The following is a 19,864-nucleotide window of genomic DNA, read 5'->3' as shown; positions in this document are numbered from 1 at the left end:
CTTATTATCGGCCCGCTGATTAACTCACAGCAACATTCGCCATAAAAGCAAGATAAGCAGAAACAATAAATAATACCGCAAATGCACAAGCTGCATATGCATTTCTTTTTTTAATAAAACTGATCACGATCATGCCAAGAAAAAGAGCTGCAAAAATAAAAAGCAGCATTCCATTCAGTGAGAAAGCAAATCCGATTTCAATCGGCGCCTGGATCTTTAAGTCTTTAATGAATTCAAATAAAGGCGAAGCACCGTCTGAACGAAAGGTTGTGTTGACATCATGCGGAGGAGCCTGTGTCCCTAATACTCCTGTTAAAAAGAAAACGATCATGACGACAAGGCTCTCGGCTCTTACCCAGACAAGAGTCTGGATATGACCGGCCCTTTTGCCTACAAAGCCATTCAGAAAAGCAAAGACCAGCAGCGGGACTATACTGATATGTTTTAATAGAATCACTTGTCCATAAGATAGGCTCCATGCATGGACATAATCATTCAGATCAACGACAAATGTCATGACGATTAACCCGCTTGCAGTCAAAACTGTCATACATACGAGCGCAAACGGCGTAAACCAGCTGAGGAAAGCCTGCCAATTCGCTGTTTTTTTTGAAAACCAAGCTGTATGAAGCAATACGCCCGTCCACAATGTGACGGAAAGAAAATGAATGCTGTGAGATGCGATCCCCGGCCAGAAGGATAATGTTGCAGCATGGCTTGCATATCCCAATGCAGCGATCATGAAAAGTAAAAGTACTCCCTGAAAATATTTAGAACCGTCCAAGTATATGGCAATCCATAGACATGCTGCTGCGGCTGCAGTCATTAACCACGATTGACCCGCCTGAAAATCAGCCAATACCGATTTTATCGTTTGACTGAGACCAGCCATATGATAAAAACTCAGGATAATTTTTAATACCGGCAGAAAAGAAAAAACAACGACCAGCAAAACTGTTAGAAGCAAAAATGGTTTTGGAATTCGAATTTCAGGTTTCTTGTCTTTTTTGACAAACTGCAGGACAACATGCCCAATTAAGAAAGAGAAGAGAACATACGTGATCCCTTCTCCAATCGGTATGAGATAAGCCATGTTTATCAGCCTTTCTTTTTCATTAAGAAAACAATACCGATAACGGCAATCACACCAATAGCAACAAGGATAATCGTCATGACTGGGCTGTTCTCAGCCTGCTCTGATTCCGAACTTTCTGTTTGTTCATCTGTTTGTGCTGCCTTTTCATTATCAGCTTTCTGATTATCCTCAGCCTCATTTACAGCTGATTCGTCTTCCTTTGATGATTGAGGCTCTTCTTCCTTGACTTCTTGCTGAACCGTAAAGGCGAGAGTGCCTTCCATCTCATGTCCATCTTCTCCGATAATTTTCCAGTCTGCTGTGTATGATCCATTTTCGAGTTCACTCGATGAAATTCCTTTAAGTGTTTCTCCTTCAGCCTTCACTTCCAGTGGAACCTCAGCACCATCTTTAGTTAATGTAATCGTACTCAGTGACTCAATCGCTGTATCAAAGGTTAACTCAATTTCTTTGATTGGTTCCGTTATTGTTGATCCTTCTTCAGGAGTTGAAGAAGTCATATGTGTATGCGCAAAAACTGTATTCGGTAAAATAACTAAAACGAGCATTCCTAATAGAGAGAGTATCTTTTTCATATCGTTATTCCTTTCTATGCCTAGATTCAACTTTCATCTTAACATGATCCGTCATCTTCCCATTCGCAGAAATTCGACAGTTTTCTAAACACTGTCTTTTAAAGGTTTGTTTAATAAGCTAACGGTATACTCTTTTGTTTGGATGTTCAATCTAATAAAAAAAACCCGAGAATAAAATGACCCGAGTTTTTCAGCAGTTATCTGCAATTGTTTAATATCGATATATAAAAGCTGCTTATCTGTGTCTTTCAATATGCCTGAATGGCTTCTTCGAACAAAAATGTTTCTATATTTATTCAATTACCTTTTCTGGGTGATCTCAATTTCTTTCTTCGGTAATATCTAATAATAATAATCGACAGAAATAGAATACATCCAACCCCGATAAAAAACGGTCCAAATTTAGAAAGATACCCATTTACTGCATCAATGGAAGCGCCGAATTTATTGCCCATACAAAAAAAGAGAATGGCCCACAAAAAGGATGAACCATATGCCAGCAGAGCAAATTTCCAGAACTTTAATTTATTCATCCCTGCCAGGACTGGACCCAGATGCCGCAGCAGCGGGAAAAAATAGGTCATGCCCAGTGTATAATCGCCATGTCTTGCAAATAATTGCTGAAATTTGATAAATCTGCTCTGCGCTCTTTCTCTTCTGACTAAAAAAGACAGAGCCAGTTCCCCAAAGCTTTTCCCAACTAAAAACCAGAAGGTGAGTGCCGTCATGATCCCTAAATAGGATGAAAAAAAAGCAGGTACTGGGTGCAGAATCCCATGGGATGAAGCAAATCCGCCCATCATAACAATCACTTCATTCGGAAGAGGAATAAAAAAGGTTCCGGCAGAAAGCATCACAAACAAGGCAAGATAGCCATACTCCTCTATAAAAACAAGTATCTCCGAAATCTCCATTTTCTCACTGCCTTCATCTTTATGTATGTTCCATTATACTAAGATAAAAAGCTTTAGAATAGGAAGATGCCTTAGTCAATTTTACCTTCCTTTTTCAAGAGGGAAATGAACGTATTCACGATTTCTTGATCAAAATGGATTCCACTCCATTTCTTCAGTTCCCGCACCGCTTCGGCTGCACTAAGCGCACTCCGGTAAACACGATCCTGTGTCATCGCATCATATGTATCGCTTACTGTCACGATTTTTGATTCCAGCAGGATTTCTTCCGATTTCAGTCCAAAAGGATAGCCTGAACCATCTAATTTTTCATGATGCTGAAGAATGATGTCACTTACACCTTTCTGATGTTTTAAAATATCAGCTCCGTCTGCGGGATGCTTCTTAATGATAGAAAATTCCTCATCAGTCAGTTTGTCTGGTTTATTTAAGATATCAGTCCCTACATTAATTTTCCCGATATCATGAAGCAGCGATGCAACATAGAGATTCTCAAGCCTCTTCTTATCAAGCCCCATCTCTTTGGCAATCTTAATGGAATACTCTTGAACCCGCATGCTGTGATTATATGTGTAGCGATCTTTTTGTTCTACTTTTTGTACCATGCTTGTCCATTTCTCTATTTCGTCGCTTAAATCATCAAATGCCGGTTCTGTAATAAACCAAAGCAGTTCTAAATCGGTTAATGCTTTAAAAAAAATTGGTTTTTTCAAGTCCTGAACATAGAAATAATCTTTCTCCTTCAGTACTTTGCTTTCGTTATTCTCCTCAAAGAGAACTTCCCCTTTAATGATGTAATAAAATTCAAAGGAGTCTCTCTTTTCTCCTGGATAAATGTAGAACATGCGATCCTTCACTATGCTTTGAAAGAGAATTTCAGTTCCTTCATTTTTCAGCAGCAGACTTAATTCTGCCGACTCCTGTTTTACTTTATTGATGTAACTGCCCTTTTTAAAAATATGCAGCCCTTCCATATGATAGCCCCCCAAATTAGAAAAGGATTGCGGAACCTTGTTCTCTGTTTATGGTCCAACAACTTTCAGCGGATCCACCCAGACCTTTTTTCCGCCGAGCTCAACTAAAACCCATGTACATTCCACAGTTACGCCATTTTCAGCAGCTTTGCTGATGGTCTTAGCAGACATTTCATTTGTTACATCCACCAAGTTCTGAATTAAGTCACCAAGCTCTCTGTCGAACTCGTTCTGAAACTCTGCAAATTTTTCTTTTTCTTTCAGCAGCTTTTCTTCCAAATTCTCTATTCTCTTCTTCATTTTTTCATCATCTTTTGCATCCGGAAATTCTGAGGATAATTTTGTCAGTTCTGCCTGCAATTGCGCCATTTTCTCTTCCGTCTTGTTTTTATTATGTAAGTACTTGCTCTCAATCTTCTCTGCTTCTGCAACGGCTTTTACGATTAAAGAATCGATCTTCTCGTTTGTTTCCATTACCAGCTGAAGGATTTCTTCTTCGCTTAATCCTGTGTTTTCTTCAGCGAAAACGGCAGGAACTGCTGAATATACGGTAAAAAAGAAAATGGCTAATACACACGCGATGATTTTTCTCATTTTTTATTCCTCCTTCATATTGGTTTTTACTGATTAATCGTAATTTTTTCACTATTCAATGTTATTATATATCAATACTGACAATATGTAGTAAAAAAGAACGAATTTTGTAAAAAAAGCAAGAATAATGTTTTGATAAGAATTTAAATAACCCAATAAAAAAACGATGCAGCTTGTGCTGCATCGCTTTCTCCCTCTGCATTTAATCAAAATTACCGGCACTCTCCACGATTTCTCCCTGAAAAATCGCTTTAATCTTTTCCCGGTTTTTCTTGGAGACGAGAATATATAAGGTATCACCTGAAAAAATATTTGTATCTCCTCTCGGAGTGTGAAGTTTTTCATCTCTTATAACAGCCGTTATTAAAGCATCATTCGGCAGCTCAATGTCTTTTAATTCTTTTCCTGAAACATTGGCGCCTTCCCCAACCTCAAGCTCAATCATTTCATTATTAGTTTTGCCGATCGAGATTAATTCAAGGGTATGATTCAATGAATTTTTCTTGCTTTCTGACAGGTTCAGCTTATTGGCAAGAGGTGTTATCGTCGCACCCTGAAGCAATGCCGAAGTCAGGACAACGAAGAAAACGACATTAAAGATCAGCTGACTGTTCTCAAGTCCAGCAAGCATCGGATAAGTAGCCAAAACGATCGGAACAGCTCCTCTTAATCCCGCCCAGGAAATAAACAGTTTTTCCTTTATTGAAAACTTTGAAACAAACATGCTGATAAAGACTCCTATTGGACGCGCCACTATCATTAAGATCACTGACAGCAGCAAACCTTCCCAAACGATGCCCAAAAGCTGATTCGGGAACACTAGCAAGCCAAGTAATATAAACATTAAAATTTGCATCATCCAAGCAAAGCCTTCATTAAAACGAATGATGGAATGCCGGAAGGTTAAATCTGAATTTCCGACTATGACAGCCATGACATAAACAGCAAGGAGTCCGCTTGCATGTGCGAACGTGGTTAAGCTGTATGTTAAAATGGCAAATGCAAGCGATAAAACGGGATAAAGTCCAGATGAATCCAAATTTATTTTGTTAATGGTCCACACTGCAAGCTTTCCGAAGAGCAAACCTGCTGCAAGACCAAAACCCATCTCCCAGAAGAACCTTAAGACAAGTTCAATAAAACTCGTATCTGGCTGCCCAATCAGATGAATGATCGTTACTGTCAGAAATACGGCCATTGGATCATTCGTACCAGATTCAGCCTCCAGAGTAGACGTCAACTTCTTTCTGATGTTTTTGTTGCCGAGAACAGCAAACACTGCTGCTGCATCAGTTGATCCGACGATTGCCCCAAACAATAACCCCTCAAGCCAGGTTAAATCGAGAATAAATTTTGCAAATAAGCCGATTATGATCGTCGTAATAAAAACGCCGATTGTAGCAAGCATGGATGATGGCACAAGAATTCTTCTGACATCCACCCATTTTGTCTGCAATCCCCCGTCAAAAATAATAATCACCAGGGCAATAATTCCAAATAACTGGGCAAGCTTTGCATTATCAAAATAAATATAATTGCTGAGCACCATACCGACAACAATAAAAAAAACGAGTGAAGGCAAACCAAGCCGAGAGGAAAACTTTGCAGTCAAAACACCGATTGTTAAAAGAACAGCTAAAATTAATATGATATTATCAACAGAAAACGACAATACTGCATCACCTCATAGTTTCATTTTACACAACGTTTTGAAGAGAATTAATAGAGGAATAAGTCTATTTTATCGCAACATTCAGCTTATCGTCTAGAAATTGGCCTAAGGAAAAAGATTTTCCTAATGAAAGTCCCTGGATGTTTCTTCCTCCTATATAATAGATTACTTATGACATCTTTTATCCAAACAGATTTCAATGAACAATGATGTCACCTATGTTCAAAGCATAAACACCGCCCTCTGAAACCTATCTTTTATGATAGGTTTTTCTATTTCACAAATTTGACTAAGATTCTTACAGGACTTTCCAAATTCATCAAGAAGTTATCCTTATAAATGAACAATAGGGGGTCTTTTTTTGAAGAAAAACAATGAGGATTTATCAAACAGAGATTTAATGAGTTCTATTTATAAGGATTTTGAAAAAAAAGGCGGTGCTGAAAAACTGCCGGGCATGGGTAAGCCACTTCCAAAAAGCGCTCTTGAGGGGGATATCTTCACGAAAATTGTCAAAAATGCAAACTACCTCCCTGCATGGATTAGAATGCAGAAAGAAATTAAGCAGCGCATAGAAAAATTGATGAAACTCACTGATGATGAAAAACGTATAACAGAAGCTGAACAAATTAATAAAGAAATTATGAAATATAACCGCTCTTGTCCTCCAGCCCTGCAAAAAAACTTACTATCCCTTAATGAGCTTGAAAAGCATTACAAACTATGGGAATGACAGAATGGCATGGCGCAGCCTGCTGCATTTATCCCTGTAACCGAGTTAGTGAGACTGGGCTATGGAATGATATAATGAAAACAATTTGTTTCACCTTTCCCCCTTATGGGAAAAGCTACATATGGCAAATCTCCGCAAACTCATGGAAGTGAGAAATACATCAAAAGGTGGTGCATATCATTTGCCGAAGGACCGCATTTTTAAAATTGGTTATGGAATCATTATCTTTTTAACGATTATTCTGCTGTCGACTAAAGTAGATTTCATTTTCAGACCGCTTGAAATCATATTCACGACCTTATTTTTCCCGTTTTTGGTTTCAGGAATCATCTTTTATTTACTTCGCCCGATCGTGCGATTTTTAGGAAGAAAAGGCGTTCCGAATACCATCTCGATCATCATTATTTATCTGCTCGTTATTGGCCTTGGAACATTAGTAATCTTCTTGATCGGACCGGTTATTCAGAAACAATTTCAAGAACTGATCAATAACTTTCCTCAGATTGTGCAAACCCTGCAGGATAATCTTCTTGCTCTAAGAGAAAATAAATGGTTTGCCCGGTTTGAACAGAATGATATTTTGACTTTCGAAAAGATGACAGCTTCTGTTACAGACTATTTCCAGTCGAATGTAAGCAATATCGGCAGCAGCGTTTCTAATTTCATTGGCATTCTGACAAGCATTGCAACAATCTTTGTTACGGTGCCGTTTATTGTTTTTTATTTGCTGAAAGATGGTGAATATGCTCCAAAACAAGTTTTGCGCTTTTTGCCTTATACAAAAGCAAACGAAGCGAAGCTCATTTTAAAGGATATGGATCATGCCCTAAGCTCGTACATTCAGGGACAGGCTCTTGTCAGTCTTGTCGTTGGTGTAATGATGTACATAGGTTACTTAATTATTGGACTTGATTATTCCATTCTGCTTGCGATGTTTGCGATGCTGACAAACGTCATTCCTTTCCTTGGACCGTTTATAGCAGTAATTCCTGCTGTAATAGTAGGCTTCCTGGATTCACCGTTTATGGTTGTACAAGTACTTATAGTCGTTATTGTTGTTCAGCAAATCGACGGCAATATTTCTTCACCGCTGATTATGGGCAAAAGACTTGATATTCACCCTTTAACTATCATCCTGCTCCTGATTGTTGCGGGAAGCATGGGAGGATTGCTTGGAATGCTGCTTGCCGTTCCGACCTACGCCATATTGAAGGTCATATGCAGCCATTCTTACAGACTTTACCTTCTCAGGAAAGAGCGGCTCGATCCAATCCGGAACACGAATGCGGACATTGAAATTGAGTAATTTCAGCAGGTTTGAAGGATAGTAACAATAGAAAAATAATCATGATTTGGCAGGTGTGCATATGACGTTTTTTCAGCTTCTTAAAAAGGGAAATAAATCTTCAGGCATTGCAGCTCTCGGGAATACGGCATTAACGATTATTAAAGGAATCGCTGCTTTTATAAGCGGGAATGGAACCATGTTTGCCACCACTTTGCATTCAGCAGCGGATGCCATTAATCAGGGGTTTGTTTTTATCGGAAGTGCTCTTGCTGAAAAAGCTCCGACAAAACGATTTCCAACCGGCTTCGGCCGTGTAGTGAATCTCTTCGTTTTGATTGCGGTTATCGTAATTTCCATTATGGCATACGAAACGCTCCATAAAGGCTGGGAACTGATTCAGCACCCTAAAGCAACCACAAATATCCTGTTAAATGCGGGAATCCTTGTTATCGCTGTTATAATTGACGGTCTCATTCTTATTAAAGCAATGAAAGAAATTGCACATGAGACAAGAACAGAAGCAAAAGGATTTGGCGTTGCAGCAAATGCATTTAAACATGTAAGTCTTGCTTCGCCTCCAACAAGACTTGTTTTCTACGAAGACATTATTGCTACATTTGGTGCATTATTGGCCCTTGTATCAATCGTAGTGTCTTATTTCACCGGTTTTTACGTTTTAGATGGTGTAGGTACGATGATGATTGGAGTATTGCTGATAGGCATTGCCATTAAAATCGGTTATGAAAATACAATTGGATTAATCGGAGTTGCTGCCCCTAAAGATGTAGAGGACCGAATTGCAGAAATGATTCTATCTGATCCTGACGTTGAAGACATTAAAAATCTCCGTATTCTTCAGGAGGGGCGCAAATACCATGTTGAAAGCTATATGGAACTAAAACCCGGGTTATCTCTAGCTGTTGCAGATGATATTAAAATCAGGGTGAAGGATCACTTATATACCGATCCTGATATTGCAGATGTCACTCTTGGCATTTTCGAATCAGACGGAGTGAAAACATGGGGAATGAATGAAACTGAATAAAAGGTTAGACAAAATGGACCATTTTTAAATGGTCTTTTTTGTTTGTCATTTTTTCTAAATAAGCGTTTCAAATTGGATACTAAAGGGGATAGTTCAAATGTTTTCCAAATATAAATTAGGGGTTATGGAAAAAAAGTGAAACTTTATTTAGTTTTAATCGTTTAAGAAAGTGTACACCTTGATTCACCAAATTGGAGAGGAGCTCGTTAATTTTGAAAAAATCAGGATGGATTATCAGTTTATTGATTGCATTGCTTTTAGCCGGATGCGGTCAAAGCACCGCTACTACAGAAAAAGAAGATAAAGCGGCAGAGACTGCTGAAACCGAAGCTGAAACCAAAGAAACAAGTGAAACTGACAAAAATGCAACATCTCAAGAAGTATTGGCTGCTGCCAGTGAAAAATCTGCTGAGCTTAAAAACTTCGCTATGGACGGCACACTGAAAATGATTATGACAACTGAAGAAGGAACGATGGAAACAAATGCAGACATGCAGACAAAAACAAATGTAGAGCCACTTTTCATGCAGCAAACGATGCAAATGGAAGCTGAAGGACAAACAAATACAATTGAAATGTATATGGATAAGGAATTCATTTACATAAAAGATGTACAGTCAGGCGGATGGGTTAAAATGAAACAGGCCGGACCAGGCATGGGTGAAATGATGAATCAGCAGAAAACGATGACTCCTGCTGAGCAAATCAAACAGCTGGAAAAAATGGCAGATGATATCCAGATGGAAGAAACCGAAGGTGAATATATACTTAATGTTAAAGGCAATGGTGAAAAACTGATGAGTCTTACAGGGAATATGATGGGCTCTGATCCTACAATGCAGGCAGCATTGGAGCAAATGGACATAGAACAAATTGATTATACGTACACACTGGACAAAGAAACTTATTTCCCCAAATCACTAAAAATGGACATTAAAATGTTTATCACTGAAAATGAACAGAAGATCGAGATGCAGCAAACGATCACATCTGAATTCTCTGAAATGAATGAGCTTAAGAACTTCTCTATTCCTGAAGAAGTGTTAAATGAAGCAGTTGAGGTTGATCCTGCTGCCTAGAAAAGCGGAACCGCCCGTTTAGCTTCGACAGACAGATAAGGATCCGGCAGAAAAGGCGCTTTTTGCCTTTACTGACGGATCCGTTCTGGCCGAGGGGTTGGGCAGGTTAGCCCATATCTATATTTTTAATGAAAAAGGAGATCTCTTAGTGAAGATCTCCTTTTTACTTACCAGCCCATTCTTTTTCTAAGGCTCTCAATATGAGCAATATGATGATTCCCATGCCACGCATAAACACCCAGTGTTTCAGCCAATGTAGCGGAGGTTTTATTCGCAGGGTGATAAAATGTCCTGTTTAAATCAGATTCAGAGAGAGACGATGCAAGCATGACCAAGCGTTTATGCAAATGTTCAAGCAATACGAGCGACACCTCAATTTCCCCATGCTTTGAATCTGATAATTCTGCCCATGCCTTTTCCTCATATGGACGAATAACCGGGTTCTCTTCTGTTAAGGCAAGTTTTATTCTTATATAGGCATTCATATGACTGTCTGCCAAATGATGAACTACCTGGCGCACACTCCACCCTCCTTCGCGATAGGGCGTATCCAGCTGTGAATCTGATAAATCCAAAACGGCTGTTTTTAATCTTGAGGGCGCTGCAGCCAGTTCATCTAGCCAGCCTTTCAAATGGATTGTTTCTATTTTTTCAGGTGCATAAAAAAGACCAATAGGATACTTTAAATCTTGCATTTTATCATCCCTCTCCAACTATTCTCTCTTCTTTTATTATCCAAGTTTTTGAATGAGAACTCCCCCGGCAGCCCCTGCAAGAACCACTAGCCAAGGCGGGAGCTTCCAGTAGACAAGAAGTGCAAATGCTATTAAAGCGAGGGCAAAATCGCTGGACGTTTTGATTGCACTTGTCCATACCGGATTGTAAAGAGCTGCAAGCAGAATACCGACAACAGCCGCATTCACTCCCATTAATGCGGCTTGTACGCTGCTTTTTTCTCTTAGCGTATTCCAAAAAGGGAGCATAGCAACGACGAGCAGAAACGACGGCAAAAACATTGCTGCTGTTGCAGCAATTGCACCTGATACACCATTGATCGATGCACCCAGATAACTTGCAAAAGTAAACAGCGGTCCCGGTACTGCCTGTGCAGCTCCATAACCGGCAAGGAAGATCTCTTCACTTACCCATCCTTGCGGCACGACTTCCCGTTCAATCATCGGGAGCACGACATGTCCCCCGCCAAATACGATTGAACCAACACGGTAAAAGGTATCAAACATAGCCGTCCATATAGAGGGAAACACTTGCCTGATCACCGGAAGAAGAATCAGCAGCCCCAAAAATAAAACCCAGGCTATGATACCTGTTTTTCTGCTTATGGATAGATTCAACTTTTCTGCCTTTGAAACCTCTTTATTTTTGTATATCAAATATCCAGCAGCACCTGCAATTAATATAATAGCGATTTGCCCAATGGCGGTTGGAAAGAAAAGGGCACAAACAGCAGCAATAATGGCCATTGTAATTCTCGGCCTGTCCGGAGTCAGATTTTTCCCCATGCCCAAAATGGCCTGCGCAACAACTGCCACAGCCACAACCTTCAGACCATCGATCCATCCTGCGTCTTCCGCCTGAAAGCCTTTTACAAAATAAGCAAATAAGATGAGGGCAATGACAGAAGGAATTGTAAATCCAAACCATGATAAAAATCCTCCTGCCAAGCCGCCCCGGACTATGCCAATTGAGATTCCGACCTGACTGCTCGCCGGACCCGGAAGGAACTGGCACAAGGCCACTAAATCAGCATAGCCCCGTTCGTCAAGCCACTTCCTCTTCTTTACATATTCATCTCTGAAATAACCTAAATGTGCAACAGGACCGCCAAATGACGTCAGCCCAAGCTTAGTAGACACAAGAAGGATTTCAAGCCACGTTCTAAACATATTTTCACCATTCCTCCTTTAAGACTTCTCTGGCAAGCTCTCTCAGCATCTCTTTTGATTTTTCCAATGCCTTCTCCCCTTCTTTTGTTATGCTGTAATACTTGCGGATCCGCCCCTTTTCTTTTTTATCTTCCCTAGTAAGGAATCCTGCTTTCTCAAGGTTGTGCAGATACGGGTATAGTGTGCCCGGTCCAATTTCATAGCCGTGGCTGCGCAATTCCTCAATCATGAATGAGCCGTAAATCGGCTCGATTTTCGCATGATACAGAATGTGAATTTTAATGGCTCCAAGAATGAATTCACGCAATTATAAGAAGCGCCTCCTTAATATCGGATTTCGATATTGCTTAGCAATAATGTAACAAATAATTATTAATTTTATGTAAAGATTGAATGATAAAAAGGTTAACCGCAATAATCCTCTTTTTATCTTTTTTAAGAATACAAAAGAGACCAGAGCATCGGCCCTGGCCTCCTAGTGGTGACTATGATCATCTTCTGCATTTTTTGTCTTTTCAGCTTCTTTTGCTTTTTCAGCCTTTTCTTTAGGAAATTCCCCTACGGTAAATTCTTTTTTAGGCATAACGTGCATGTCACGGGCGGTCACATGTGTTTGAACAAAATAGATGCCATCTTCGCTGAACGTTTTCTTGATTTCATAGATGCCTTTGCCTTTATGTACCGCTTTGATCATTTCGCTATCTTCTTTACTTTCAGCTTTCCATATTTCGAATTCCACGCCGGAAGCATCATCTACAGCATCTTCGCCTTGTGTTACAGCGACAGAGAGCGTTTCTTCTTTATTTTTGCTGATTTCAGAAGGCAGTCTTATATCAGCGTTAACCATTAAAGAACCTTCAGCTGAGTTATCACCTGAGTCCATCGTGCAGGCCGAGGCAAGCATTAAACCGGCTATTAAAAATAAAGCTGCTAGTATTCGATTCATTTCATTTTTCCTCTCCTATTAAGAAGCAGTCTATACACGATAACTATTGTAACCGCTTTATCCTATAACAGTCAAAAAGCTTCTTTCCAAAGTCTGACGAAGACTGCACCCTTTCAGGAATCAGCTTCCAAAGAAAAGCTCCATTCCATTCAGCTGCTTACAGCTTAACGAAATGGAGCATTCCTTAACGACAAAAATAGAAGGAATAAAACTTAAAGTAAAAAAATATAAAATTTCTTCCTCAAAACGAACCATCCTAAATGGATCTTCAATTCAAGTTAAATCTCTTTTTAAAATTCAAATCTAATTCAAATAAATTGTATTCATCTGTTAAAAATCTATAATCGATATATGTTTTTTCTTTGTTTGGCATTTTATCGACAAATGGGGAATAAGTACGGAAAAACAATTTGTTTTTCTTTTCATCAAATTCTACAAGTCTTAGCCAGCCATTTCCCCCTCGATAATTTGATTGGTAATTGACTAGCATTTGAATGACATCGTTCCCTGATGCGTTTTGTTTAACGTGGTGAGCGATTCCAAAATAATGTCCATTTACCGTCATGAACACTTGATTGTAATCATTTACAAGTTCATCCCAAATCAGTCGGCCGTTAGACGACTCAGCGACAACAGTTTTATTCTTTTGAATCTCAGGATAAATAATATCATGAGAAGCGATAATAGTCGGTTTATCTTTATGACGATTTAAAACATCTTTTGACCATTCAATGTCTGTTTGAAGATTTTCCATATCAACTATTAATAATAAGTATTCATAACTTCCTGCTTCAACTATTGCATAAGAGCCATATCCGGAAGGAGAAGATCCCTTATAGTATTCTTTATTCTCAAAACGCTGCGGTCCGTAATGGATTAAGAACGGATCTCCTTCGGCATAGTCATGATTCCCAGCTGCAATCATATAAGGAATATCTTTTTTATCTAAATACGAAATGGCTTCAAGGGAATTCTGCCATTGCTTTTCTGAATTACTATCGACAATGTCACCAACAAATGTATTCATTACTATATTGTTCTTCTTAGTGTTTTTAGCAATCCAATTCATTTGGCTATAAAAAATCTCTGGATTTTGGCTTGAATATTTTTGTGTATCTGGGACAAAAAGAAAATTAAAATTGTTTTTGTTTGTTAAAAATGGAATTCTATCGTTAGTTCCTTCGAATGGTTCATCGTCTTCAGCACCTTGCACAAGCCATTCTTCTTCGGTTAAAGCCTCATTAGCAATTCGTATTTCTTGGATGTTGCCTGCAAATAGTGCATCTAATTCATTTCCCCACTCAGATGCACCAATGTTCCAGCCTTTACCTTCTAAAGCTGCAATTCCTGCGACTTGTTCTGATTTTCCGTAATCGCTAACGCCATTAACAGTTAATGTCGTTGTTTGGCCGTCATTAACAACTGCTAAATGATACCACTCATCAGTATTTAATGAACGAGACCAGTTGCTTACATTATAGTCTAGATTAGATGGATGGCTTGTCCATTGAATTTCTTTGTCACTTGATACAGATAATGTAGTAAGTATTTCTTTCTCGCCTTCCATTTTATTAAGGTCAGCAGCTTGCCCTTGTCTTGTTAATATCCCCATCCAGCTATGTAAACTGCTATTAAAATCACTCGGCAGTTTGAAAATTGCTTCGAAGGTAAATCCATTATCAAAGTTTTCCTTATTGATTTGTGCATCTTTGATTGTTCTTAAATATCTTCCTGCAGGAGCATTCTTATAATTAGAAAATTGTAAAGTATCTACACTTTTTTGATGATAATAATCTTCTTCTGACCATTTAATCATATTTTCTAATTCTGTTGAAGCTGGATCTCCAATCGTTACTAGCTCTAAATCATTCCCGTTTTCACTTGCGTCTTCAATAATCAAATTCCCGCTTTCAATCGTACCTCTTTTTACATGTTGTTTCGAAAATTTCCAATCCGCCACAATGCTGTCAGATTCTTTTTGTACAGCCAACCTAGAAGCCTCTGCAGGATAAGCAAAGATTGAAACCATCATACATACGAGTGATAAGGCCATTATGATAGTTTTCATTCGCATAAATTGTTTCTCCTTTTTGATATGATAAAAATAGGATATAAGTTAATAATTTACTTCATTTAGGAAGTAAGTAAATTTTATGTAAATCACTCATTTTATTAATCTCTAGAATAAAATGCTAAAAGAGCAATTGATCAGATCGTGATCATGCTCTTCAGAAATTTCCTTATATTTTTATCTGCCGCCTATGGTTTTTCGTGTGAAAGATACTGGATCTATTATGACTCACTGCATACTTATTCGTTTGCACAGAAAGTAATTTCTGCTCCAGATTAAATAACTCCAAATTCTGGAGCATTTTATGGACTTCATTTGATCACTAGATTGTTCTTCAGAAATAATAGTCATTAAGTGCTTACAATAAATTATTATTTATTCATCCTGGGATGTGACGAATTGCATGATCCTTTGATTTTTCTGCATCAAATGACCGATTGATAGAGAGTTCATCAATTGAAATCGAAGGTGATTTCTGTTGGGCAATTTCAGACAATACTTGCCCAACAGCTGGGGAAATTGTAAATCCATGTCCGCTAAATCCAGCTGCCAATAAATACCCTGTAATTTCAGGGATTGGACCTAAAATTGGAATATCATCAATGCAGTGAGCTTCTGCACCGTAGTATGTAAAATCTACTTCATAATCTTTAATGGCTGGAATAATGGATAAAACAGTATTACGCTGCTCTTTAAGACTTTCTTCATTGAATAGACCAGTATATTTGTTTGGTCCAGGCTTAGCAGCATAACCTCCACCTGCTCTTATTCGTCCATCAACCGTTTGCTTTAGGGATATTTTCGTCCCTTTTGCACTAATCGTGGGACCCGGCAATAGTAAAGGAGCAGCAAATGTTGCAGACATCTGATGACAGAAAGGCTTTATTTGTGGAAGGGAGAGTCCTAAAGTCTCATGCAATTTAGGCGCCCATACTCCGGCTGCATTAATGACCATATTACATGGCATAAAGCCAGAACTTGTGTATACACCTGTAACTGCATGATTCTGTTTTGCTATCGAGTGTACTTCAATGCCAGTTATTATTTCTGCGCCTAAACGCCGTGCTGCTGATGAATACGCAATTGTCGTAAGTAATGCATTTGCTTGACCGCCGCTTGAATAAAAGATCCCTTTTGAAATTAAAGGTGAGATGAATGGGATTAACTCTTTTAAACCGTCCTGATCGACAATTCGAGAGACAATCCCATTTTTTCGATCTTCCTTTACCTGATTAAAGAGATCTTCCATATTATAGCGATGATCAAATAACATGATTTGACCTGCCGGCAAATACTCTAAATCAGCTTCAAGCTCTTCTTCAAGTGATTCCCACCTAAGGATACTCGCTTTTGCCAATGATAATTCTCTTGGATCACGATTGTTTAATCTAATTCCACCTGCAGATGCCCTTGATGCAGCGCCTTGATTAGCGATGCTCCCCTTTTCCAATTGCTTAACTCTTACACCATCACGTGCTAAGTGATAAGTAATAGAAGAGCCAATGACACCACCGCCTATAACGATTACTTCTGTCTCCATTTACCCAGCACCTTTCATATAATAGTAGACCGGTTTATAACCAAATAGCCCATGCAGAAACATAGATAAATGCTTTGACGGCAGCAAGAGTATTAGCAGCAATCATAAGAACTAAAACCTGATAAGGTTTATATTTGGTTAAGGTATTATTCTATAAATTCTAATCACTAAACGAGTAGTGCCTGGTCCTTTACTCTTCGGCGAAACTCTTTCCGTTAGAATAATAAGCAGACTCTAAAAATGCAGTAAATGCAACTTCTGCTTCTGGAATACCAAGAGAATGAACATTTCTTGTAACAGCTTTGGCAAATTGATCCTGGATGTCTTGGCCGCGTTCAAACCATTTCACCTCAATAAAAGGATATCCCGGCACTTCATTTTGATCGAATACGAAAGTAGATTGTACTATTTCTAGAGTAAAGTTATCAGTCCCGCAAGCACAGATTTCAGCTAGCTCCTGTACTAATGGTTTACTTATCGTTTTGACCTGTTCAACTGAAATCCCTCTGAAAATTAAGTGGGGCATTTATATTCCTCCAAATTAAGTGTTTTTAGCATAAACCTTTGTTTAATACATGTAATACTCTCACCCAAATCTGCTAACCGAATACCGATCAATCGGAATAGATGTTTCTCCATCCAAAATTAATTCAGTTATTAGCGTTCCAATTAGAGGAGATAGTGTTACACCGCTGTGTGTAGCTGCCACATATAGATTTTCAATTTCAGGCACTTTTCCAATAATCGGGAAACCATCCTCTGGCATGGCACGAATTCCTGAAAAGGCACGGACAACTTTTGCTTTTCTCAATGAAGGTACATAGTGAACAGCCATATTTGCTGTTTCCTGAATAACATCAAGAGTTGTTGAGCGGTCAAAGTCTGCCTCCTCCATTGAATACCCCATTAATACCTCACCATTATTAGCCTGTCTCAGCCCGCTTATCGTATAATTCAGGAATGGTTTTAGAGGTTCCGAAACAAGAATTTGCCCTCTTAATTGTTTCACCGGAATATTGATTCCAAGCATACTTCCCAGTTCCTTTGACCAAGTTCCGCCAGCGAGAATGAGGTTTTTACATACATAGGTTTCCTTGTCTGAAACAACAATAAATTTTTCTTCCTGCTTTTGTATGTCTATTACTTTGTTATAAGTAGAATAATTCACACCATTTTTCCTTGCAGCTCTCATATACATGTCTATCAACCGAAATGGATTGACGTTTCCGTCGATCGAACTATAAGTTGCTCCTGCGACCTCAGGATTGATAGAGGGCTCCTTCTCCAGTACTTCTTCTCTTGACAGCACTTTAATTTTAATGCCAATCTTCCGGTATGACTCTGCAAGCTGAAATGCTTTTTCCCGGTCTTTCTCATTGAAAAATGGAGATAGACCGCCTGTCCGTTTATATTCAACATCTCCAATTTTTTTAGATAAGTACGGATAGAGTTCAGCACTGTACATATTAAATTCAGCATACCAGGATGGGGTTTTATTATGTACCCACACCCAGGCTTGGGTGGATCCTGATGTTCCTGACATAGGATATTTCTTATCAAGAACTAGTACCCCTTCCTTATAGCGTTCAGAAAGGTGATAGGCAATTCCATTCCCAATGACTCCGCCACCAATAACAACTGTTTCGTAACGTGTTTCCATTTATCTCACCTTCCCGTCCTCTAATTCCACCTCATCTAAAACAGATTTCACTGCGGAAAACAATGTGCTGTCAGTCGCTAATGTTTCAAGTTTTATTGGGGATAGGGGCATCCGCATCCGAGGCAATGGAATCTCATGAAATGGCTTGCCTGTTTGTTCATGAATCACATTTGCAACAAGGTTTGTGCATATTTTCGCCTGACATGGACCCATGCCGCATCGTGTCAGTCTTTTAACATCATCAAAGGTTCTTGCTCCATGTCCAATGGTTTCCTCAACTTCCTCATAGCTTATTTCTTCACATCGACAAATGATTGTTGTTTTATCCAACTAATTCACCTTCTAGTCACTTATTCTATTTATCTATGAAATAAATTGATCTTTAAGCATTGGGTTTGCAAAACTTTCAATATGCTGATTTCTTCCCTGCAAGACTTCCGTATTTAGTTTTGTTTCGAGCAGCTCTAACTCATCCCAAAGGGAAAGCCTTATTTCCTCAGCAGCTTCATTGCTTATTGCCTGTAAGGCCTCACATACACTTATACCTGCTATCATACCGGTTACTAGCAGTACTCCTTGTGAGCTGATACCTGCTGCATTTCCGGCTAAAAAAACATTTTCACGATCTGTTTGGAAACGTTTATTATATTGTGGGATCCAACCGCCAAGCTTTTCCTGATAACTGAACGAACATCCTAATTGATAAAAAGAATCAAGAATCGGCGTTCTCCCGCCATCGATACAAGCCAGATCGATTTTTTCTGTTAATATTCCATCCTGGAGCTGAATCTCGATTTCTTCAAGCTGCCCATTTCCTCTCGCTTCTTTAATAGAAGAGTTTAAATAAAATGGAACTCCGCATCTTTCCACTTGCTCCATTTTTTCCTTATCTCTGGCAGTAACCTGAGGCTGACTTTCAACAATCCCCCTAATGTTAACGCCAACCTCTATGAGCTGGAGAGCAACTTCCATCGCAAAGTCACTTGAACCAACGATGACAGCTTCCTTGCCAGGCAGAACAAAATCCCGGTTGATTAATGTTTGAGCTGCACCAATCGTTATTACTCCCGGCAAGGTCCATTTCGGAAAAAGAACGGCGCTTTCAGCTGCTCCAGTGGCCACGATTATTTTCTTTGCTTTCACCGGAAAAACATTCTGTTCATCCGTAATTCCAACACTGCCATCTGCATATAAGCCAATCACTCGATGTTGGAATAAATAACGAATAGGAAATTCTTTTAACTGACCTTTTAATTTTTCAGCCAGCTCAAAACCCCGCATTGGCTGAAAAGAGGAGGGCAATGATTGTATGATTTGCGTTTGCTGGATTAGCTGTCCGCCTGCTGAAATGGATTCCTCTACGATCGTTACATCAATCCCTTTTGATGCCGTTTCATATGCGGCTGCAAGTCCCGCAGGTCCGGCTCCGATAATGAGAACATCAGTCTCCATAGTCATCGCTCCTTACCTCTGGGTCTTCTAGGTTTGGATATATTTCCATCCCTTCTTCAACCCTTACCATGCAAGAGCGTACATGTTCCTCTCCATTCACCGTCATATAGCAGCTGCAGCATCTGCCCCGGGAACAAAAAAGCCCTCTTGCCTGGATTAACTTCCTGCTTAAGCCGAATTTAATTTCTCCATTGGCTATTAAGGCTGCTGCAACCGTCTGCTGTTTATATGCCTTATATTTTTTATTATTAAAATAGATCGTTACAGGCTTTGTCAGTTGTTTCCCTAATACGGGATGATTTTCAATATGCATAAAAACAC

General features: G+C 39.2%; 21 protein-coding genes. 4 read left to right on the top strand and 17 right to left on the bottom strand.

The window, feature by feature from the left end:
- Positions 1 to 19 precede the first annotated feature (19 nt).
- The 6 genes from QLQ22_RS04555 to QLQ22_RS04530 all read right to left on the bottom strand — a co-directional run bounded on the left by QLQ22_RS04555 (position 20) and on the right by QLQ22_RS04530 (position 5,825).
- The gene (locus tag QLQ22_RS04555; RefSeq protein ID WP_284016091.1) at positions 20 to 1,093 is read right to left on the bottom strand and encodes a copper resistance D family protein; all 1,074 of its coding nucleotides are present in this window, start codon (positions 1,091 to 1,093) and stop codon (positions 20 to 22) included.
- 5 nt (positions 1,094 to 1,098) lie between these two features.
- Positions 1,099 to 1,671, bottom strand: coding sequence for a copper resistance CopC family protein (locus QLQ22_RS04550; protein ID WP_223440055.1), 573 nt, complete (start codon positions 1,669 to 1,671; stop codon positions 1,099 to 1,101).
- Positions 1,672 to 1,967: 296 nt separating this feature from the next.
- On the bottom strand, positions 1,968 to 2,585 hold the full coding sequence (locus QLQ22_RS04545) for a DedA family protein (protein WP_284016090.1): 618 nt from the start codon (positions 2,583 to 2,585) through the stop codon (positions 1,968 to 1,970).
- A gap of 71 nt (positions 2,586 to 2,656) precedes the next feature.
- Entirely contained in the window at positions 2,657 to 3,559 is a 903-nt protein-coding gene (locus QLQ22_RS04540; RefSeq protein ID WP_223440052.1) for an HD-GYP domain-containing protein, read from the bottom strand.
- A 48-nt stretch (positions 3,560 to 3,607) separates the two neighbouring features.
- Entirely contained in the window at positions 3,608 to 4,153 is a 546-nt protein-coding gene (locus QLQ22_RS04535) for a hypothetical protein (RefSeq protein WP_284016089.1), read from the bottom strand.
- A 202-nt stretch (positions 4,154 to 4,355) separates the two neighbouring features.
- On the bottom strand, positions 4,356 to 5,825 hold the full coding sequence (locus QLQ22_RS04530; protein WP_284016088.1) for a potassium/proton antiporter: 1,470 nt from the start codon (positions 5,823 to 5,825) through the stop codon (positions 4,356 to 4,358).
- A gap of 361 nt (positions 5,826 to 6,186) precedes the next feature.
- On the opposite strand from QLQ22_RS04530, the gene QLQ22_RS04525 reads away from it, so the two are divergent.
- The 4 genes from QLQ22_RS04525 to QLQ22_RS04510 all read left to right on the top strand — a co-directional run bounded on the left by QLQ22_RS04525 (position 6,187) and on the right by QLQ22_RS04510 (position 9,970).
- Complete coding sequence (locus QLQ22_RS04525; protein ID WP_223440047.1) at positions 6,187 to 6,558, top strand: DnaJ family domain-containing protein; 372 nt, start codon at positions 6,187 to 6,189, stop codon at positions 6,556 to 6,558.
- A 121-nt stretch (positions 6,559 to 6,679) separates the two neighbouring features.
- Positions 6,680 to 7,864, top strand: coding sequence for an AI-2E family transporter (locus QLQ22_RS04520; RefSeq protein WP_284016087.1), 1,185 nt, complete (start codon positions 6,680 to 6,682; stop codon positions 7,862 to 7,864).
- A gap of 61 nt (positions 7,865 to 7,925) precedes the next feature.
- Positions 7,926 to 8,891 (top strand): cation diffusion facilitator family transporter, encoded by a 966-nt coding sequence (locus QLQ22_RS04515; RefSeq protein WP_223440045.1) that lies wholly within the window; start codon positions 7,926 to 7,928, stop codon positions 8,889 to 8,891.
- Positions 8,892 to 9,103: 212 nt separating this feature from the next.
- On the top strand, positions 9,104 to 9,970 hold the full coding sequence (locus tag QLQ22_RS04510) for a DUF6612 family protein (RefSeq protein WP_284016086.1): 867 nt from the start codon (positions 9,104 to 9,106) through the stop codon (positions 9,968 to 9,970).
- Positions 9,971 to 10,137: 167 nt separating this feature from the next.
- On the opposite strand, the gene QLQ22_RS04505 is transcribed toward QLQ22_RS04510, so the two are convergent.
- The 11 genes from QLQ22_RS04505 to QLQ22_RS04455 form a co-directional block, all read right to left on the bottom strand.
- Positions 10,138 to 10,665 carry a YfiT family bacillithiol transferase gene (locus QLQ22_RS04505; protein WP_223440043.1) on the bottom strand — a complete coding sequence of 176 codons (528 nt, stop codon included), beginning with the start codon at positions 10,663 to 10,665 and terminating at the stop codon, positions 10,138 to 10,140.
- Between the two features lie 36 nt (positions 10,666 to 10,701).
- Positions 10,702 to 11,874, bottom strand: a complete 1,173-nt coding sequence (gene chrA / locus QLQ22_RS04500; protein WP_223440042.1) for a chromate efflux transporter — start codon at positions 11,872 to 11,874, stop codon at positions 10,702 to 10,704.
- Between the two features lie 4 nt (positions 11,875 to 11,878).
- Entirely contained in the window at positions 11,879 to 12,181 is a 303-nt protein-coding gene (locus QLQ22_RS04495; protein ID WP_223440041.1) for a PadR family transcriptional regulator, read from the bottom strand.
- 168 nt (positions 12,182 to 12,349) lie between these two features.
- The gene (locus QLQ22_RS04490; RefSeq protein WP_223440040.1) at positions 12,350 to 12,820 is read right to left on the bottom strand and encodes a FixH family protein; all 471 of its coding nucleotides are present in this window, start codon (positions 12,818 to 12,820) and stop codon (positions 12,350 to 12,352) included.
- A 268-nt stretch (positions 12,821 to 13,088) separates the two neighbouring features.
- Positions 13,089 to 14,894, bottom strand: coding sequence for a laminin G domain-containing metallophosphoesterase family protein (locus QLQ22_RS04485; RefSeq protein WP_284016085.1), 1,806 nt, complete (start codon positions 14,892 to 14,894; stop codon positions 13,089 to 13,091).
- Positions 14,895 to 15,270: 376 nt separating this feature from the next.
- The gene (locus QLQ22_RS04480; RefSeq protein WP_284016084.1) at positions 15,271 to 16,431 is read right to left on the bottom strand and encodes an NAD(P)/FAD-dependent oxidoreductase; all 1,161 of its coding nucleotides are present in this window, start codon (positions 16,429 to 16,431) and stop codon (positions 15,271 to 15,273) included.
- A 190-nt stretch (positions 16,432 to 16,621) separates the two neighbouring features.
- Entirely contained in the window at positions 16,622 to 16,957 is a 336-nt protein-coding gene (locus QLQ22_RS04475) for a DUF1904 family protein (RefSeq protein WP_223440037.1), read from the bottom strand.
- Positions 16,958 to 17,017: 60 nt separating this feature from the next.
- Positions 17,018 to 18,091, bottom strand: a complete 1,074-nt coding sequence (locus QLQ22_RS04470) for an NAD(P)/FAD-dependent oxidoreductase (protein WP_223440036.1) — start codon at positions 18,089 to 18,091, stop codon at positions 17,018 to 17,020.
- A complete protein-coding gene (locus tag QLQ22_RS04465; protein ID WP_223440035.1) occupies positions 18,092 to 18,421 on the bottom strand; it encodes a (2Fe-2S)-binding protein in 330 nt (109 codons plus the stop codon).
- A gap of 33 nt (positions 18,422 to 18,454) precedes the next feature.
- Entirely contained in the window at positions 18,455 to 19,543 is a 1,089-nt protein-coding gene (locus tag QLQ22_RS04460; protein WP_223440033.1) for an NAD(P)/FAD-dependent oxidoreductase, read from the bottom strand.
- Entirely contained in the window at positions 19,533 to 19,856 is a 324-nt protein-coding gene (locus tag QLQ22_RS04455; RefSeq protein WP_223440032.1) for a (2Fe-2S)-binding protein, read from the bottom strand. The genes QLQ22_RS04460 and QLQ22_RS04455 overlap by 11 nt, the downstream gene beginning before the upstream one ends.
- Positions 19,857 to 19,864 lie beyond the last annotated feature (8 nt).

The sequence above is a fragment of the Metabacillus hrfriensis genome (genome assembly GCF_030127205.1).
Taxonomy (GTDB): domain Bacteria; phylum Bacillota; class Bacilli; order Bacillales; family Bacillaceae; genus Bacillus_P; species Bacillus_P dongyingensis.
This window is presented reverse-complemented; position numbering and strand designations above follow the sequence as displayed.

Excerpts from the sequence above, each read along its gene's own strand:
- QLQ22_RS04555 (WP_284016091.1), bottom strand. The coding sequence starts at position 1,093 with ATGGCTTATCTCATACCGATTGGAGAAGGGATCACGTATGTTCTCTTC.
- QLQ22_RS04550 (WP_223440055.1), bottom strand. The coding sequence starts at position 1,671 with ATGAAAAAGATACTCTCTCTATTAGGAATGCTCGTTTTAGTTATTTTA.
- QLQ22_RS04545 (WP_284016090.1), bottom strand. The coding sequence starts at position 2,585 with ATGGAGATTTCGGAGATACTTGTTTTTATAGAGGAGTATGGCTATCTT.
- QLQ22_RS04540 (WP_223440052.1), bottom strand. The coding sequence starts at position 3,559 with ATGGAAGGGCTGCATATTTTTAAAAAGGGCAGTTACATCAATAAAGTA.
- QLQ22_RS04535 (WP_284016089.1), bottom strand. The coding sequence starts at position 4,153 with ATGAGAAAAATCATCGCGTGTGTATTAGCCATTTTCTTTTTTACCGTA.
- QLQ22_RS04520 (WP_284016087.1), top strand. The coding sequence starts at position 6,680 with ATGGCAAATCTCCGCAAACTCATGGAAGTGAGAAATACATCAAAAGGT.
- QLQ22_RS04515 (WP_223440045.1), top strand. The coding sequence starts at position 7,926 with ATGACGTTTTTTCAGCTTCTTAAAAAGGGAAATAAATCTTCAGGCATT.
- QLQ22_RS04505 (WP_223440043.1), bottom strand. The coding sequence starts at position 10,665 with ATGCAAGATTTAAAGTATCCTATTGGTCTTTTTTATGCACCTGAAAAA.
- chrA (WP_223440042.1), bottom strand. The coding sequence starts at position 11,874 with ATGTTTAGAACGTGGCTTGAAATCCTTCTTGTGTCTACTAAGCTTGGG.
- QLQ22_RS04490 (WP_223440040.1), bottom strand. The coding sequence starts at position 12,820 with ATGAATCGAATACTAGCAGCTTTATTTTTAATAGCCGGTTTAATGCTT.
- QLQ22_RS04485 (WP_284016085.1), bottom strand. The coding sequence starts at position 14,894 with ATGCGAATGAAAACTATCATAATGGCCTTATCACTCGTATGTATGATG.
- QLQ22_RS04480 (WP_284016084.1), bottom strand. The coding sequence starts at position 16,431 with ATGGAGACAGAAGTAATCGTTATAGGCGGTGGTGTCATTGGCTCTTCT.
- QLQ22_RS04475 (WP_223440037.1), bottom strand. The coding sequence starts at position 16,957 with ATGCCCCACTTAATTTTCAGAGGGATTTCAGTTGAACAGGTCAAAACG.
- QLQ22_RS04470 (WP_223440036.1), bottom strand. The coding sequence starts at position 18,091 with ATGGAAACACGTTACGAAACAGTTGTTATTGGTGGCGGAGTCATTGGG.
- QLQ22_RS04460 (WP_223440033.1), bottom strand. The coding sequence starts at position 19,543 with ATGGAGACTGATGTTCTCATTATCGGAGCCGGACCTGCGGGACTTGCA.
- QLQ22_RS04455 (WP_223440032.1), bottom strand. The coding sequence starts at position 19,856 with ATGCATATTGAAAATCATCCCGTATTAGGGAAACAACTGACAAAGCCT.